We start from the raw sequence: 13,753 nt of genomic DNA, 5'->3' as shown, positions 1-13,753 counted from the left end.
ATCTTCAGAACAGCCCGGCGCGATGCGCGTCGCCCGCCGGCGCCGACGCCGGCGGCGTCCACCCGCCGCCCAGCGCGCGCACGAGACCGACCGTCGCGATGGCCAGCGCCTGGCGGCTGTGAATCAGCTGGCGCTGCGCGCTCAATGCATCGCGGTCCGCGTCGATGACTTCCAGATAGCTGACGTAGCCGTGCGCGTAACGGCTCAGCGACAAACGCGCCGCCGCCTCGGTGGCGCGCGCCGCGCCGTCGTAGCGCACGATCCGCTCCTTCTGCGCGGCGATGTCGTTGAGCGCATCCTGAACCTCGCGCAGCGCGCCGAGCGCGGTCGCGCGATAGTTCGCGTCGGCGACGTCGGCGCCCGCCGTCGCGGCGGCCACCGCGGCGTCGCGCTTGCCGCCGTCGAACAGCGTTTCGGCGACACTCGCACCGAGTCCCCACAGCGAACTGTTGCGATCGAGAAACGTGCCGAGATCGCGGCTGGCAAAACCGCCCTGCGCGGTCAGCGTCAAGGTCGGCAGCCACGCGGTGCGGGCGACGCCGATATCGAGCGATGCCGCGTCGACACGGCGCGCGGCCGCGTAGACGTCCGGCCGTTGCGCGAGCAGGGTCGACGGCAGGCCGGGCGGCAGGTCCGGTACGCGAACGGCAGATGCGGTCGGCGCGACGGCGAATGCGGTCGGCGACACGCCGGTCAGCACGGCGAGCGCGTCGACGAGGTTTTCGCGCAGTCGCCTGCTGTCCGCGAGATCGGCGCGTGCCGTATCGAGATCGGCCGACGCGCGCAGCGCGTCGAGATCGCTCGCCGCGCCGGCCCGCACGCGCGCGGCGATCACGTCGAGCGCGGTGCGCCGCAGCTCGATCGCGCGCGCGAGCGTCGCGAGATCCTGTTCGACGAAATGGAGCGTCAGGTAGTCGGCCGCGACCTCGGTCGCGACGCGCAGGCGCACCGCCGCGCGATCGGCATCCGCCTGCAGCACGTTCTGCCGGCCGATCTCGGCGTCGCCGCGCAGGCGCCCCCACAGATCGACTTCGTAGCTCGCGTTGAACGGCACCGACCAGTTGTGCATCGTGCGTTTCGGCAATGCGTTGTCAACCGTGCCCGACACGCGCGCGCGGCTGAACGACGGCGCGACGCCGACGGTGGGCGCCAACGCGGCTTCGCGCACGCCGAGCAGCGCCTGCGCCTGATCGACGCGCGCCGCGGCGGCGCGGATGTCGGGATTGCCGGCGAGCGCGGCATCGACGAGCGCGACGAGCGGCGGTGCGTCGAACCACGCGGGCCACTCGGCGAGCGGCGGTGCGGGCTCGTGCGCCGCATCCGCGTGGCGAAACCGGTCGGACCCGACCGGCACGGGCGCGAGCGGCCGCGGCGCGATCGTGCACGCGCTGAGCAAGCCGGCGGCGAACAGGGCGGCGATGCGGATCATGGCCGAGTGCGCTCGCGCTGCAGCGTGACGACGACCGACAGGCCGGGCCGGATGCGCGGCTCGCTCGACGCCTGGCCGTCGAGCAGGATCTTGACGGGCACCCGCTGCGTGACCTTCGTGAAGTTGCCGGTCGCATTGTCGGGCGGCAACAGGGCAAACTGTCCGCCGGTCGCGGGCGACAGGCTGTCGACGTGTCCGCTGAAGGTCCGGTCCGGCAGCGCGTCGAAGCGCAACTGCACGACGTCGCCGGTGCGCACGTGCCGCAGCTGGGTCTCGCGAAAGTTCGCGACCACCCACGGGTGCGGCTCGACGAGCGTCAGCAGCGCCTGGCCGGGCGCGACGTGTTCGCCGGTCTCGACGGTTTTCTTGCCGACGTAGCCGTCCGACGGTGCGACGACCGTCGTGTATTGCAACTGAAGCTCCGCGTCGCGCAGCTCGGCGTCGTTCTGGTTCGACACGGCGGCGGCGGCCTGCCACGCGGCCTGCGCGCCGCGCTGCTGCGCGTCGGCCGCGGCGACGCGCGCGCGGGCGGAAGTGCGCGCCGCGTTGGCCGCATCGAATTCCTGCTGCGACAACCCGCGCGGCGTTTCGCGCGTCAGCTCGCGTGCGCGTGCGTAATCGAGTTCGGCCTTCTCGGCGTCCGCATGCGCCGACACGCGCGTCGCCTCGGCTTGCTCGACCAGCGCCTTCGCGCGGCTCGCGTCGGCATGTGCCTGCGCGACGCGCGCCCGCTGCAGCGCGACGCGCACGTCGAAGTCGCGCGGGTCGAGGCGGACGAGCGGCTCGCCCGCGTGCACGAAGCGGTTGTCGTCCACCAGCACGCGCTCGACGGTGCCCGCCACGCGCGGCGAGATCACGTGCAGGTGCCCTGTCACGTAGGCGTCGTCGGTGCCGCGCTCATGCGCATCGAATTCGTAGACGAGCAGCGCGACGAGCAGCAGTGCACAACCGGCGATCAGGACGATCGGCCACTTGCGTGAGCGCGCGGCGGGCGGGGACGGTGCGTCCGGCGGGTTCGGGGTCATGGTCGGGATACTCCATCGAACAGACGATTTTTTTCGCATCGCGCTATGCTTGCGCGAGCCTCATGTGTGGAAACCACTCGACGATGAACACCACGTTCGCCCCCGGCGGCGCGACACCGGGGCCGGCCGCCGCGCCAGCCACCGACATACCGACGTTTCGTTCGATCGCCGCGATCGCGTCCGTGCTGCTCGGCGCGATCATCGCGACGCTGACGTCGCGCATCACGTCGCTCGGGCTCGCCGACGTGCGCGGCGCGCTCGGCGTCGGGTTCGACGAAGGCGCGTGGATCAACACGGCGTTCACCGCATCGCAGATGTTCGTCGGCCCGCTCGCGATCGCGGCGGCCTTCGTGTTCGGCACGCGCCGCGTGCTGCTGGCGGGCGCGTCGGTGTTTCTCGTCGTCGAAAGCGTGCTGCCGCTGTGCACGAACTTCGGCACGTTCATCGTGTTCCAGAGCCTCGCCGGCTTCGCGTCCGGCGTGTTCGTGCCGCTGACCGTCGGCTTCGTCGTCCGCACGCTGCCGCCGCGGCTCATTCCGTTCGGCATCGCCGCGTATGCGATGAACCTCGAGATGTCGCTGAACCTGTCTGCGACGCTCGAAGGTTGGTACAGCGAACATTTGAGCTGGCGCTGGCTGTTCTGGCAGAACGCGCTGCTGACGCTTCCGTTCATCGTGTGCCTGCTGCTGTCGCTGTCGAACGAGCCGATCAAGCGTTTCGCGTCCGGTATGGACGCACGCGGCATGCTGCTCGGCGCCGGCGGATTCACGTGCCTGTGCATCGCGCTCGATCAGGGCGAACGGCTGTTCTGGTTCCAGTCGCCGTTGATCGTCGCGCTGCTGTGCATCGGCATCCTGATGGTTGCCGCGTTCCTGATTCACGAGCTCACGTCCCGGCGGGCCGGGATCGATCTCGGCTACCTCGCGCGGCCCAACATCGCATGGCTGATCGTGCTCGTCGGCCTCGTGCGCTTTACCGTGCTCAATACGAGCTTCATCCCGTCGGTATTTCTCGCGAGCACCTACGGGCTGCGTCCGCTGCAGATCGGCGATACGCTGCGCTGGATCGCGATTCCGCAACTGCTGTTCGCGCCGTGCGTCGCGTGGCTGCTGCAGCGTGTCGATCCGCGCCGGCTGATCGTGGCCGGCTTCCTGATGGTGGCGGTTGCGTTCGCGCTCGGCGCGCGTCTCACGTCCGCCTGGGCCGAACCCGATTTCATCCCGTCGCAGTTGCTCCAGGCGCTCGGGCAGACGATGGCGCTCACGTCGGTCATCTACTTCTTCGGCAAGCACGTGACGGCCGAGCACGTGCTGACGTTCGGCGCCGTCGTGCAGACGACGCGCCTGCTGAGCGGGCAGCTCGGCACGACGTCGATCGCGGTGATCCAGCGCATCATGGAAGCTACCCATTCGAATCTCGTCGGTCTGCATGTCACGCTGTCGGATCCGCAAACGCTCGACCGCCTGCGGGCCGGCGCGGCGTCACTCGTGTCGCACGGCGCCACCTTCGCGGCAGGCGACCAGGCGGCCTATGCGCTGCTCGACCGGGCGGTCCGGGTCCAGGCGACCACGCTCGCGCTGGCCGACAATTTCCGGGTCGCGATGGCGGTTGCGGTTGCGGGGGTGATGATCGGCATGCTGCTCAGGCCGGCGCGCGCGCCGTAAGCACCCGCCATCGCGCAGCGACGATCTTCGCGATCGCGCTCGCCGCAACGAGATGGTGCCGGCCTGAAAAATCCTGAATCGTGCTGAAGCGCGCCGGCGCAACGGCCGGACGCGCCGTGCCGCGACGCTTACGCCTTCAGGAACGCGAGCAGTTCGGCATTGATCAGGTCGGCATTGACGACGCACATCCCGTGCGATCCGCCGGGAATCACCTTCAGCTGCGCGTGCTTCACGATCTTCGCGGACAACCGCGCCGAATCGTCGATCGGCACGATCTGGTCGTCGTCGCCGTGCAGGATCAGCGTCGGGACGTCGATCTTCTTCAGGTCCTCGGTGTAGTCGACCTCGGAGAATTCCTTGATGCACAGATACTGGCCGTGCACGCCGCCCATCATGCCCTGCGCCCAGAATGCGTCGATCGTACCTTGCGACGCCTTGGCGTTCGGGCGGTTGTAGCCGAAGAACGGCACGGCGAGATCCTTGTAGAACTGCGAACGGTTTTCGGCGACGTTCTTGCGGATGCCGTCGAATACGTCCATCGGCAGGCCGCCCGGGTTGGACGCCGATTTCACCATCTGCGGCGGAACCGCGCCGATCAGCACGGCCTTCGACACGCGCTTCGTGCCGTGGCGCCCGATGTAGTGCGCGACTTCGCCGCCGCCGGTGGAGTGGCCGACGAGCGTGGCTTCGCGCAGGTCCAGCGCATTCATCAGCGCCGCCAGATCGTCCGCATACGTGTCCATGTCGTTGCCTTGCGACGGCTGGCTGGAGCGGCCGTGACCGCGCCGGTCGTGCGCGATCACGCGGAAGCCGTGCTGCACGAGGAACAGCATCTGCGCGTCCCACGCATCGGCGCACAGCGGCCAGCCGTGCGAGAAGACGACCGGGCGGCCGCTGCCCCAGTCCTTGAAGTAAATCTGCGTACCGTCTTTCGTGGTGATCGTGTTCATCGCATGGGCTCCTTGATGGGCGGAAGCGGCTGTTTGGGCGCGGCGGCGGCAGCGGCGGCCGGCAGCGTGGCGGCGGCAACGGCGGTCGCGCCGGCCAGCAACATGTCTCGGCGACGCGCCGAGGGAACGGCGTCGATATCTGCGGGACGCATGGGAACTCCTTGAACGTGCGGTGGAACGGTGCCGCGCTGGTTGGTTGGGTCGGATCTGCCCGCCTGCGGCGATCGCGCCGGCAGCCGGCATGCGTTCGCGTTCGCGCCCGCGGGCGCGCAACGTAGCGAACGAATGCGGACAGGAGCCTATCGCGCGGCCGCGCGTCCTGTACTGAAATCGCGCTGAATTGTCATGAACGCGGCCGCGGCGCGTGTCGCGCGACGCATGAACCGACCGGTCAGAAAAATTAAGCCGGGCATCAAGACTCTTTAGCGGCGGCCCGCTATCGTCAAGGTCAGGTCATCGTGTCGCGGATCGTGCCAGTTCGCGGCGGCGGATGACGACCGCGATGTGCCCGGGTGTGATGCGTCCGGCCCGTCGCCATTTGCCTGGATACGTTGCCATGAACGCCTTCAATCGCTGGGAACACGTGATGACACTGCTCGACCCGTCGCCCGCAGTGAGTCGCAATGCGTTGTCGCAGCTTCGCGACGCGGACGCCGCGCGCCGCCGCCATCGTGACGAGGCGCCGCCCGCGTCGAGCGGCGATGCGCGCCGCCGATGCGCGATCGTCGCGGTCGAGCGGCAGACCGATTCATCGGTGTTGATATCGTGGAGCGATCCGACGCGCTGTCGCTACGACGAGCAGCGCTGGATCAGCGCCAAGTCGCGCAGCGCCGGGCGCTGCGCGCTGACCGGCACGACGATTCGCACCGGCGACGCGATCTACAAACCGCAATGGCGCGGCGCCAAGCGCCCCGCGAACTATCGGGAGGCGATCCTCGCGTCCGAGCTGGACCGGTTCATCGTCAGACTGCCCCGTTCATGACCGTGACGGGCACGGCCGGCCGCGCTCAGTCCGCCCATTTCGACCCGAGCACCAGGCCGCAGAAATTTGTCCGACGATAGTCCGGGTCGCAACGCTCGAGCGCGTCGGCGCATACGTTGCCGAACGCGGTTTCGGGGCGATGCGCGGTGCCCGCGGCGAGCGCTTCGAGGAACAACTCCTTGAAGCACGGGCCTCGCGGCCACGCGTTCGTGATCTCGTTGCGTTCAGCGCAGCTCACCTCGTCGAGATGGCGCGCGAAGAGATCCGTCTCGATGCCGGCGCCGAGCAATGCGGTCAGCGGCGTCATGTGAGGATGAAGGCCGAAGGACGTGTGCAGCGCGATCGCGCGCCATACCTCGGCCGCGTCTTCGGCGGCAACGCCGTATCCGCCGAGGAATGCGCGCGCGACGTTCGCGCCGTCGATTTCGTAGCGCCGGTGCGAGTCGCGGTGGCCTTCGGTCAGTCCGATGTCGTGGAATAGCGCGGCGACGTACAGGAGCTCGGCATCGAAGGCGATGCCGCGACGCGTGCCGATGACAGATGCAAACGCGAACACGCGCATCGCATGCCGGAACAGGAGTTCAGGCTCGCTGGCCCGCACGATCGCGGCCGCTTCGCGCGCGATCGCGCTGTCGGGAATCAGGATGCCGGCGATACGGTGGCCCATGGTCGCCTCCTCGCGGCGTGACGGTGGTTGTCCGGTGCCCATCGTCTCGCGCCGCGCCGCCGAATGTCTTGAGCGCGGCCTGAATCATTCTGAAAGGAAAAATCGCCCGACCGGCGGGATGGAAATCGGTTCCGCCAAAATGCCGCGAGTCATCTTTTCCGGAACATTAACGCAATTCATTCGATTCGCCACGGCAAACGACGGGTTGCCAAAGCGAAGCCGGAATAACCGGGTTTTGCTGCCGGAAAAGAATTCATCGGTAAATCACTATTTCGCGTATCGGCGGTGCTGCCGGACGCCGTGATGCGAGATCCTGCGCGTGTGCGAGAACAAATGCCGTCCCGTCGGCGGTGTTCGCGAATTTCATCGATTCAAAAAATTTGTTCATTGGGTTCTGATAATTTGAATCATTGTTCGAAGCGAATGCCGTAGCATTGGCACGGTAGCGGTGTCATTTCCGACAGGGCATCGACGAATGGAAACGATTAAGAATTCACATGATCCGGATTGGAACGCTTCACGTCTTTCTCGACAGACGTGAAATTCGCTCGAACGGCAAACTGCTGAGAATCGGCAGTCGCGCATTCGAAATTCTCGAACTCCTGATTCGGGCGAACGGCGCATTGGTATCGAAGGACGAGATCATGCAGCGCGTGTGGCCGCACACGGTCGTGGAGGAAAACAACCTGCAGGTGCATGTCGCCGCGTTGCGCAAGGCGCTGGGCGGCGACCGGAACCTGATCGTCACGGTGCCGGGGCGCGGCTACCGGCTGGTGGGCGGGCAAGCCGAGCGCGCGGCGCCCGTGCGTCCCGCGACGTCGCGGCTGGCGCAGGCCCCGACGGAACTCATCGGCCGGGAACAGACGGTCGCCGAGGTCCTGGCCGCGCTCGACACCGCACGCGTCGTGACGCTGGTCGGCGCCGGCGGCATCGGCAAGACGCGGGTTGCGCTGGAAGCGGCCATGCGCGCCGAGGCGAGCTTTCCGGACGGCGCCGCGTTCGTGTCGCTCGCCACGGTGGCGTGCCCGCAGTTCGTGCCCGACGCGCTGGCCGACGCATTCGAGCTCGCGCAGCCGGCGGGATCGCTGACGCTCGAGGCGGTGCTCGCCAGCGTCGCACATCGGCGGATGTTGCTGGTGCTCGACAATTGCGAACATCTGCTCGACGCCGCGGCGCGGATCGCGACCGCGCTGACCGAGGCGGATGCCGGCCTTCGCGTGCTCGCGACGAGCCGCGAGGCGCTGCGCATCCAGGGCGAGCGACTGTGTCCGGTTCTGCCGCTCGAGGTGCCCGACGAGGGCGCGGACGAACGCGCGATCGTGGGCGCGAGCGCCGTGCAGCTGTTCTCGGCGCGCGCCCGCGCCGCCGACCCGCGCTTTCCGCTCGACGAACGCAGCCTGACGCTGATGGCGTCGGTCTGCCGGCGTCTCGACGGCCTGCCGCTCGCGATCGAACTGGCCGCGGCCCGCGCGGCCGTGCTCGGCATCGACGTGCTCGCCGCGCATCTCGACGACCATTTCCGGTTGCTGACCGGCGGTTTTCGCACGGCGTTGCCGCGTCATCAGACGTTGCAGGCGATGTATGACTGGAGCTACCGCCTGCTCGGCGACGCGGAACGTCTGCTGTTGCGCTGGCTCGGCGTGTTCCGGGACGGCTTCTCGATCGACGCGGTGCGGGAGATCGTCGGCACGAAGGGGCTGGCCGGCGCGGACCTGCTCGACACGATCGCCGGCCTGGTGTCGAAATCGCTGCTGAGCCTGGAGAGCACGCACGGCGCGCCGCGCTACCGGCTGCTGACGACGACGCGCGCCTATGCGCTCCAGCAACTCGAGAACAACGGCGAATGCGCGGCCGCGGCGCTTGCGCATGCGAACTACTTCCACACGCTGTTCAGGCTCGCGCCCATCGACGATGGCGGGCAGCTCGCCGAATCGCGGCTCGACGTGATCCGGCGCGAGCTCGGCAATCTGCGTGCGGCGCTTGACTGGGCGTTTTCGCCGAACGGAGACGTGCAGGTCGGCATCGCGCTGGCGGCGGTCGCGGTTCCGTGCCTGTTCGACCTGTCGCTCGTGGACGAATGTCGCGAACGGGCGCGCACGGCGCTCGACGCGATGCGCGATCTCGACGACACACCGGAGCACGCCGACGCGCGCGTGCGGCTGCTGGCCGCGTATGCGGCGGCGCTCGCTCATACGTCGCGGCCGACGCAGGTCGCGCACGACGCTTGGTCGGCCGTGCATGCGCTCGGGTTCGAGGCGGGCGAGGCCGAGGTGTCGCCGCGCGACGCGTAGCGCCCGTGTGCCGACGGCACATTCAGAACATTTCAGGCCGAATACAGGACCTGGCCGGCCGGCGCGTCTACATTGCATGCGCGGGGACTGTCCGCTCATCGCTGTCGCGACGCCACTGACTGCCGGCGCAGGGTCCCCGCCCGTCGCGAAGCGCGCCCTCAGCCCATTCCAGCATGCCGAACCTGTCCGACACGGTCGCCTACGGCGCGCCGATCGTTCTTGCCGACCTGATTGCCTGGCGGCTGCTTGGGGCCGGCCGTTCGACGACGAAGGCGATCTGGCGCTGCGCGTCGTTCGCCGCGTTGACTTATGCGCTGTTCTCGACCGGCGTGAGCCCGCTCGCGGTGCCGTCGTCGCCCGACCGCCTCGACCGCCTTGCGATCCAGGCAATCGCCGTCGCGTGGTGGCTGCAGTGCGCGCTGGTGTTCAGTCTGATGCTCGATCATCTGCTGCTGCCGCGTGCGTGGCGCAACCAGCGGCTGTTTCATGACATCGCGGCGGGCGCCGTGTTCGGTGCCGCGGCCGTCGCGGCGTTGGGCTACGTCCTCGGGTTGCCGCTGAGCGGGGTGGTCGCGACGTCGGGCGCCGTGGCGGTCATCCTCGGTCTCGCGCTCCAGAACACGCTGAACGACGTGTTCTCGGGCCTGGTCCTGAATACCACGCAGCCGTTTCGCCTCGGCGACACCGTGTCGATCGGCGAGCTCGAAGGTCGCATCGTCGAAAGCAACTGGCGCGCGACCAAGATGATCAACAGCCTCGGCAATCTGGTCGTCGTGCCGAACAGCGCGGCGGCCAAGGCCACGATCGTCAACCTGAGCGAGCCCGCGAGCGTGCACGGCGTGACGCTGACGATCGAGATCGATCCCGGCGTGCGGCCCGCCGTGGTCGTCGATGCGCTCGATCGCGCCGCCGCGAGTTCGCTCGACGTGCTGACGCGCCCCGCGCCGGTCTCGGTCGTCAAGGCGTTCCGGACCAACTCGATCGAATACGAGCTCATCTGTTACGTCGACACGTTGCAGAAGAAGATCGAGGTCCGCAACCGCCTCTACGATCTGACCCATCGGCACCTGGCCGCCGCGGACGTCGCGTTGCGCCCGCTTGCCGGGACCGTCGCGGAGCATCGTCCGGTTTCGCGGGGGCAGCGCCTGTTGCGTGCGGTCGAACTCTTCCGGCAGCTCGACGACGCGGATCTGGCGGTGCTGGCCGACGCGCTGGCGTCACGCGTGTTCCACAAGGGGGAGGTGATCTACGCGTCGAATGCCGATGCGCGGCTGCTGACCATCGTCGGCAGCGGCGTCGCGTCGGTGTTCGTGCCGGGCGCGGCCGGCGACATCGAAGTCAGGCGCATGGCGCCCGGCGACGCGATCGGCCAGTCCGTCGTGCTCGCCGGCACGCGGCTTCATGCGAGCGTCTACGCGGTGACCGCCGTGACGGCGTATCAATTGAGCAGCCGCGACCTGTCCCCGCTGATCGCCAGGAAGCCCGAACTGGGAAGGCTGATGTGCGAATCGCTGACCGAGCACATCGCGACCGAGGAAAGGATGCTGATCCCGCCGGCCGCGAAGGCTCACGCGTCGTTCAATCTGATCGAGTGGCTCGAGAAGGAGATGAAGCGCCTGCACGATGCGTTCGGCTGACGCGGCGTCATGGCGTGCGGCCGCGGAATCAGGCAAGCGCGGTGAACCGGTCGACGAGGTCGGGGCGATCGAGTTGCTCGACCCACCAGTGCAGTGCGCGTCCGGCTTCGTCGCCGCGCCACGCGATATAGCAATGGGTCGTGTCGCGCATGCCGGTCACCTGGCGCGCGACGAGTCTGCCTTGCGCGATCGCGCGTGCCGCGATGCAGTCCGGGAGCGTGCCCACCGCGAGTCCCTCGCATTGCGCGGCCAGTTTCGCGGCGAGCGTCGGCACCGCGAGATACGGTTGCCCGGCATCGACGGCGACCGAACGCGGCTGCAGTTCGCGGGAGGTATCGGAGATCACCGCGCCGCGATGCTCGACGACCGACGCCATCGACAGAGGCTCCGGCAGCGCCGCGAGCGGATGGTCGGGGGCGACCGCGAACACGTGCCTGAGCGTGCCGATCGGCCGCGTCACGATGTCGGGCAGCTCCGGCGGTTCGCCCGACGCGCCGACGACCAGATCGGCGCGGCGCGAAATCAGCGCATCCCAGGTGCCGCCGAGCACTTCGGTGGAGAGTCGCAGCCGCGTGTCCATCTCGAGACCGTAGAACGCATGCACGTACGGCCACATCGCCTCGAAGGGCAGGATCTCGTCGACGCAGATGCGGACCTCGGTTTCCCAGCCTTGCTGCGCGCGCTGCGCCTTGCGTTCGAGCTGTTCGGCGGCATGCAGAAGCCGACGGCCTTCCTCGACGACGACGCGGCCCGCGTGCGTGAGCCGCGCCCGGCGTCCGCTGCGGTCGAACAAGGCGACGTCGAGGTCGCTCTCGAGCTTTTGTACGAGGTAAGTCAGCGCGGACGGTACGCGGTGCAGCAGTTCCGCGGCTTCGGCGAACGTACCGGTGCGGTCGATCGCGTCCAGTGCTTCGAGCGCTTCGAAGGACAGCTTCATGGCGAATTCCACGGGGGAAGGGCATCGGGCTGTCATGTTAGCGTCAAGCGGCACCGAATCCAATACGGATCGGGGCGAGGCATCGCCCGACGTGCCGGAAAACGCGCAAGCGTGCGCGCCGACGCGCGTTGCCGCATCCGGTCAACGCATGCCGGTCAGGTCGGCGTCGATTCGCGGCGCTTCGTGGCAGCGTCGGACGCGTGCGCGCCGGGCAGCGCGCCGAACATGTGCTGGCTGCACTTCGCGTCGCTCCACGCGGTTCCGAGGCGGATTCCGCCGACCATCCGCCGCGCGACGGGAAGAATCTGTTCGCCGACCAGAATGCCGAGCAGGCCAATCAGGGCGACGGTCGGCGGCGCCGGCGATTGCACGCCGATCAGCGCGTAGACGATGCCGGCGAGCATGCCGGCGAAAAGCGAAGCAGTGTACGGTTTCATGGAATTGGAATGGAGTGACGACCGGGTGAAAAATCTGGATAACTACCGATCTGGCGTCGATCCGAAAGTCTCGGTTCAGCCTATCAGGTCTGTGCGTTCGTCACGTGTCGATTCAACCAAATTCAGATCTCTTAAGCCTGAATTTCGAGGGTCGCGATGATCAGAACGATTAATTGGCGTGATCGCGAATTTGCGTATTGAATGATGCGGGCCGGCTGTCGAACCTCCCGACACAGCGCATCGGACGCCTCGCGGATTCGTCGGCGAGGCGAGCCTCACTTTTCTCCGCGTCAAAGGACATCACCGCCATGAGCAACCCGAAGCTTGAAGTACTCACTCCGCACAACAGCCAGCTGATCTTCATCGACCAGCAGCCGCAGATGGCGTTCGGCGTTCAGTCGATCGATCGCCAGACGCTGAAGAACAACGTCGTCGGTCTCGCGAAGGCCGCGAAGGTATTCAACATCCCGACCACGATCACGACCGTCGAAAGCACCAGCTTCTCGGGTCACACCTATCCCGAACTGCTCGACGTGTTCCCGAACCAGAAGACGCTCGAACGCACGTCGATGAACTCGTGGGACGACCAGAAGGTGCGCGACGCGCTGGCCGCGAACGGCCGCAAGAAGGTGGTCGTGTCGGGCCTGTGGACGGAAGTCTGCAACACGACGTTCGCGCTCTGCGCGATGCTCGAAGGCGACTACGAGATCTACATGGTCGCCGACGCATCGGGCGGCACGACGCAGGCCGCGCACGACTTCGCGATGCAGCGGATGGTGCAGGCGGGCGTCGTGCCGGTCACCTGGCAGCAAGTGCTGCTCGAATGGCAGCGCGACTGGGCGCACCGCGAGACGTACGACGCCGTGATGGCGATCGCGAAGGAACATTCGGGCGCGTACGGCATGGGCGTCGACTACGCGTACACGATGGTCCACAAGGCTGCGCAGCGCACCGCGACGCCGCACGAGTCGATCCCGGCCGTCCCGGCGAAGTAAGCGCGGACAGTCCTCGACTGTCGCTGCCGAAGCGGCGTGCCCGATCCGGACGCGCCGCATCGGCGATGCGTCGACGCGGACGGCGAACCGTGATGATTCACGATGCCGTCCGCCCGGCGTTTGCCAGGACATAGGGCCTGCATTTCAACTTGTCCGGGAGATTGATCGTATGGAACCTTATCTGGTTTCCCTTGGTGCGGGCGTGCTGATCGGTGTCATCTACAGCGCAATCAAGGTCCGCTCTCCCGCGCCGCCGCTGATCGCACTGGTCGGGTTGCTCGGCATGGTGATCGGCGTGCAGGCCATTCCCACCCTCAAACAGCTCTTTGGCTTCTGATCGAAGCGAGGTGATGCACATGACCGCAACCGGGACCCAACCGGATCTGATCCTCCATAACGGAAGATTCACGACCCTCGACCGCACGAACCCCGTCGCGACTTCCGTCGCGATCAAGGATGGCCGCTTCGTCGCGGTCGGCAGCGACGCGGACGTGATGCCGCTCGCGGGCCGCGCGACGAAGGTGGTCGACCTCGACGGCCGCGGCGTGCTGCCGGGCCTGATCGACAACCACTGCCACGTGATTCGCGGCGGCCTGAACTACAACATGGAGCTCCGCTGGGACGGCGTGCCTTCGCTCGCCGTCGCGATGGAGATGCTCAAGCGTCAGGTCGCGATCACGCCCGCGCCGCAGTGGGTGCGCGTGGTCGGCGGCTTCACCGAACATCAGTTCGTGGAGAA

Annotated in this window: 15 protein-coding genes; 8 read left to right on the top strand and 7 right to left on the bottom strand. The window is 67.8% G+C overall.

Going from position 1 to position 13,753, the window contains the following annotated elements; genetic code table 11:
• Positions 1 to 4: 4 nt before the first annotated feature.
• Together HWX25_RS26555 and HWX25_RS26550 are read right to left on the bottom strand one after the other, a co-directional pair.
• On the bottom strand, positions 5 to 1,429 hold the full coding sequence (locus tag HWX25_RS26555; RefSeq protein WP_175911406.1) for an efflux transporter outer membrane subunit: 1,425 nt from the start codon (positions 1,427 to 1,429) through the stop codon (positions 5 to 7).
• On the bottom strand, positions 1,426 to 2,454 hold the full coding sequence (locus HWX25_RS26550) for an HlyD family secretion protein (RefSeq protein ID WP_175911404.1): 1,029 nt from the start codon (positions 2,452 to 2,454) through the stop codon (positions 1,426 to 1,428). The genes HWX25_RS26555 and HWX25_RS26550 overlap by 4 nt, the downstream gene beginning before the upstream one ends.
• A gap of 83 nt (positions 2,455 to 2,537) precedes the next feature.
• Between HWX25_RS26550 and HWX25_RS26545 the strand changes: the two genes are divergently transcribed.
• Complete coding sequence (locus HWX25_RS26545) at positions 2,538 to 4,118, top strand: MFS transporter (protein ID WP_175911402.1); 1,581 nt, start codon at positions 2,538 to 2,540, stop codon at positions 4,116 to 4,118.
• 128 nt (positions 4,119 to 4,246) lie between these two features.
• On the opposite strand, the gene HWX25_RS26540 is transcribed toward HWX25_RS26545, so the two are convergent.
• Positions 4,247 to 5,068, bottom strand: a complete 822-nt coding sequence (locus HWX25_RS26540; protein ID WP_175911400.1) for an alpha/beta hydrolase — start codon at positions 5,066 to 5,068, stop codon at positions 4,247 to 4,249.
• A complete protein-coding gene (locus HWX25_RS26535; protein WP_175911398.1) occupies positions 5,065 to 5,220 on the bottom strand; it encodes a hypothetical protein in 156 nt (51 codons plus the stop codon). The genes HWX25_RS26540 and HWX25_RS26535 overlap by 4 nt, the downstream gene beginning before the upstream one ends.
• Positions 5,221 to 5,624: 404 nt before the next feature.
• Between HWX25_RS26535 and HWX25_RS26530 the strand changes: the two genes are divergently transcribed.
• The gene (locus HWX25_RS26530) at positions 5,625 to 6,050 is read left to right on the top strand and encodes a DUF3331 domain-containing protein (RefSeq protein WP_059698900.1); all 426 of its coding nucleotides are present in this window, start codon (positions 5,625 to 5,627) and stop codon (positions 6,048 to 6,050) included.
• 25 nt (positions 6,051 to 6,075) lie between these two features.
• Here HWX25_RS26530 and HWX25_RS26525 read toward each other — a convergent pair whose 3' ends face one another.
• Positions 6,076 to 6,717, bottom strand: a complete 642-nt coding sequence (locus tag HWX25_RS26525; RefSeq protein ID WP_175911396.1) for an HD domain-containing protein — start codon at positions 6,715 to 6,717, stop codon at positions 6,076 to 6,078.
• Here HWX25_RS26525 and HWX25_RS26520 point away from each other — a divergent pair.
• The 3 genes from HWX25_RS26520 to HWX25_RS26510 all read left to right on the top strand — a co-directional run bounded on the left by HWX25_RS26520 (position 6,716) and on the right by HWX25_RS26510 (position 10,645).
• Positions 6,716 to 7,021 (top strand): hypothetical protein, encoded by a 306-nt coding sequence (locus tag HWX25_RS26520; protein WP_175911394.1) that lies wholly within the window; start codon positions 6,716 to 6,718, stop codon positions 7,019 to 7,021. The two genes, HWX25_RS26525 and HWX25_RS26520, sit on opposite strands and share 2 nt — an antisense overlap.
• A gap of 193 nt (positions 7,022 to 7,214) precedes the next feature.
• Positions 7,215 to 9,008, top strand: coding sequence for a winged helix-turn-helix domain-containing protein (locus HWX25_RS26515; RefSeq protein ID WP_175911392.1), 1,794 nt, complete (start codon positions 7,215 to 7,217; stop codon positions 9,006 to 9,008).
• A gap of 173 nt (positions 9,009 to 9,181) precedes the next feature.
• Positions 9,182 to 10,645, top strand: coding sequence for a mechanosensitive ion channel family protein (locus tag HWX25_RS26510; protein WP_175911390.1), 1,464 nt, complete (start codon positions 9,182 to 9,184; stop codon positions 10,643 to 10,645).
• A 28-nt stretch (positions 10,646 to 10,673) separates the two neighbouring features.
• Here HWX25_RS26510 and HWX25_RS26505 read toward each other — a convergent pair whose 3' ends face one another.
• Positions 10,674 to 11,582 (bottom strand): LysR family transcriptional regulator, encoded by a 909-nt coding sequence (locus HWX25_RS26505; protein ID WP_175911388.1) that lies wholly within the window; start codon positions 11,580 to 11,582, stop codon positions 10,674 to 10,676.
• A gap of 155 nt (positions 11,583 to 11,737) precedes the next feature.
• Positions 11,738 to 12,019, bottom strand: a complete 282-nt coding sequence (locus HWX25_RS26500) for a XapX domain-containing protein (protein ID WP_175911385.1) — start codon at positions 12,017 to 12,019, stop codon at positions 11,738 to 11,740.
• Positions 12,020 to 12,327: 308 nt separating this feature from the next.
• On the opposite strand from HWX25_RS26500, the gene HWX25_RS26495 reads away from it, so the two are divergent.
• From HWX25_RS26495 to HWX25_RS26485, 3 genes are all read left to right on the top strand, one after another.
• Positions 12,328 to 13,014, top strand: a complete 687-nt coding sequence (locus HWX25_RS26495; protein WP_175911383.1) for a hydrolase — start codon at positions 12,328 to 12,330, stop codon at positions 13,012 to 13,014.
• A gap of 169 nt (positions 13,015 to 13,183) precedes the next feature.
• The gene (locus HWX25_RS26490) at positions 13,184 to 13,351 is read left to right on the top strand and encodes a DUF1427 family protein (protein ID WP_059534375.1); all 168 of its coding nucleotides are present in this window, start codon (positions 13,184 to 13,186) and stop codon (positions 13,349 to 13,351) included.
• Positions 13,352 to 13,370: 19 nt separating this feature from the next.
• Positions 13,371 to 13,753, top strand: a 383-nt coding sequence (locus tag HWX25_RS26485) for an amidohydrolase family protein (protein WP_175911381.1), incomplete at its 3' end; no start/stop codon positions are given.

Origin of the sequence: Burkholderia sp. BCC1640 (genome assembly GCF_902833125.1) — a bacterium.
GTDB classification, from domain to species: Bacteria; Pseudomonadota; Gammaproteobacteria; order Burkholderiales; family Burkholderiaceae; genus Burkholderia; species Burkholderia diffusa.
Note: the sequence above shows the minus strand (reverse complement) of the source record. Positions and strands in the feature narration are given on the sequence as shown.

What these genes read in the sequence shown, in the direction of transcription:
- HWX25_RS26555 (WP_175911406.1), bottom strand. Translation starts at nt 1,429, where the DNA reads ATGATCCGCATCGCCGCCCTGTTCGCCGCCGGCTTGCTCAGCGCGTGC.
- HWX25_RS26540 (WP_175911400.1), bottom strand. Translation starts at nt 5,068, where the DNA reads ATGAACACGATCACCACGAAAGACGGTACGCAGATTTACTTCAAGGAC.
- HWX25_RS26510 (WP_175911390.1), top strand. Translation starts at nt 9,182, where the DNA reads ATGCCGAACCTGTCCGACACGGTCGCCTACGGCGCGCCGATCGTTCTT.
- HWX25_RS26495 (WP_175911383.1), top strand. Translation starts at nt 12,328, where the DNA reads ATGAGCAACCCGAAGCTTGAAGTACTCACTCCGCACAACAGCCAGCTG.
- HWX25_RS26525 (WP_175911396.1), bottom strand. Translation starts at nt 6,717, where the DNA reads ATGGGCCACCGTATCGCCGGCATCCTGATTCCCGACAGCGCGATCGCG.
- HWX25_RS26500 (WP_175911385.1), bottom strand. Translation starts at nt 12,019, where the DNA reads ATGAAACCGTACACTGCTTCGCTTTTCGCCGGCATGCTCGCCGGCATC.
- HWX25_RS26515 (WP_175911392.1), top strand. Translation starts at nt 7,215, where the DNA reads ATGATCCGGATTGGAACGCTTCACGTCTTTCTCGACAGACGTGAAATT.
- HWX25_RS26520 (WP_175911394.1), top strand. Translation starts at nt 6,716, where the DNA reads ATGGTCGCCTCCTCGCGGCGTGACGGTGGTTGTCCGGTGCCCATCGTC.
- HWX25_RS26545 (WP_175911402.1), top strand. Translation starts at nt 2,538, where the DNA reads ATGAACACCACGTTCGCCCCCGGCGGCGCGACACCGGGGCCGGCCGCC.
- HWX25_RS26550 (WP_175911404.1), bottom strand. Translation starts at nt 2,454, where the DNA reads ATGACCCCGAACCCGCCGGACGCACCGTCCCCGCCCGCCGCGCGCTCA.
- HWX25_RS26530 (WP_059698900.1), top strand. Translation starts at nt 5,625, where the DNA reads ATGAACGCCTTCAATCGCTGGGAACACGTGATGACACTGCTCGACCCG.
- HWX25_RS26505 (WP_175911388.1), bottom strand. Translation starts at nt 11,582, where the DNA reads ATGAAGCTGTCCTTCGAAGCGCTCGAAGCACTGGACGCGATCGACCGC.
- HWX25_RS26490 (WP_059534375.1), top strand. Translation starts at nt 13,184, where the DNA reads ATGGAACCTTATCTGGTTTCCCTTGGTGCGGGCGTGCTGATCGGTGTC.
- HWX25_RS26535 (WP_175911398.1), bottom strand. Translation starts at nt 5,220, where the DNA reads ATGCGTCCCGCAGATATCGACGCCGTTCCCTCGGCGCGTCGCCGAGAC.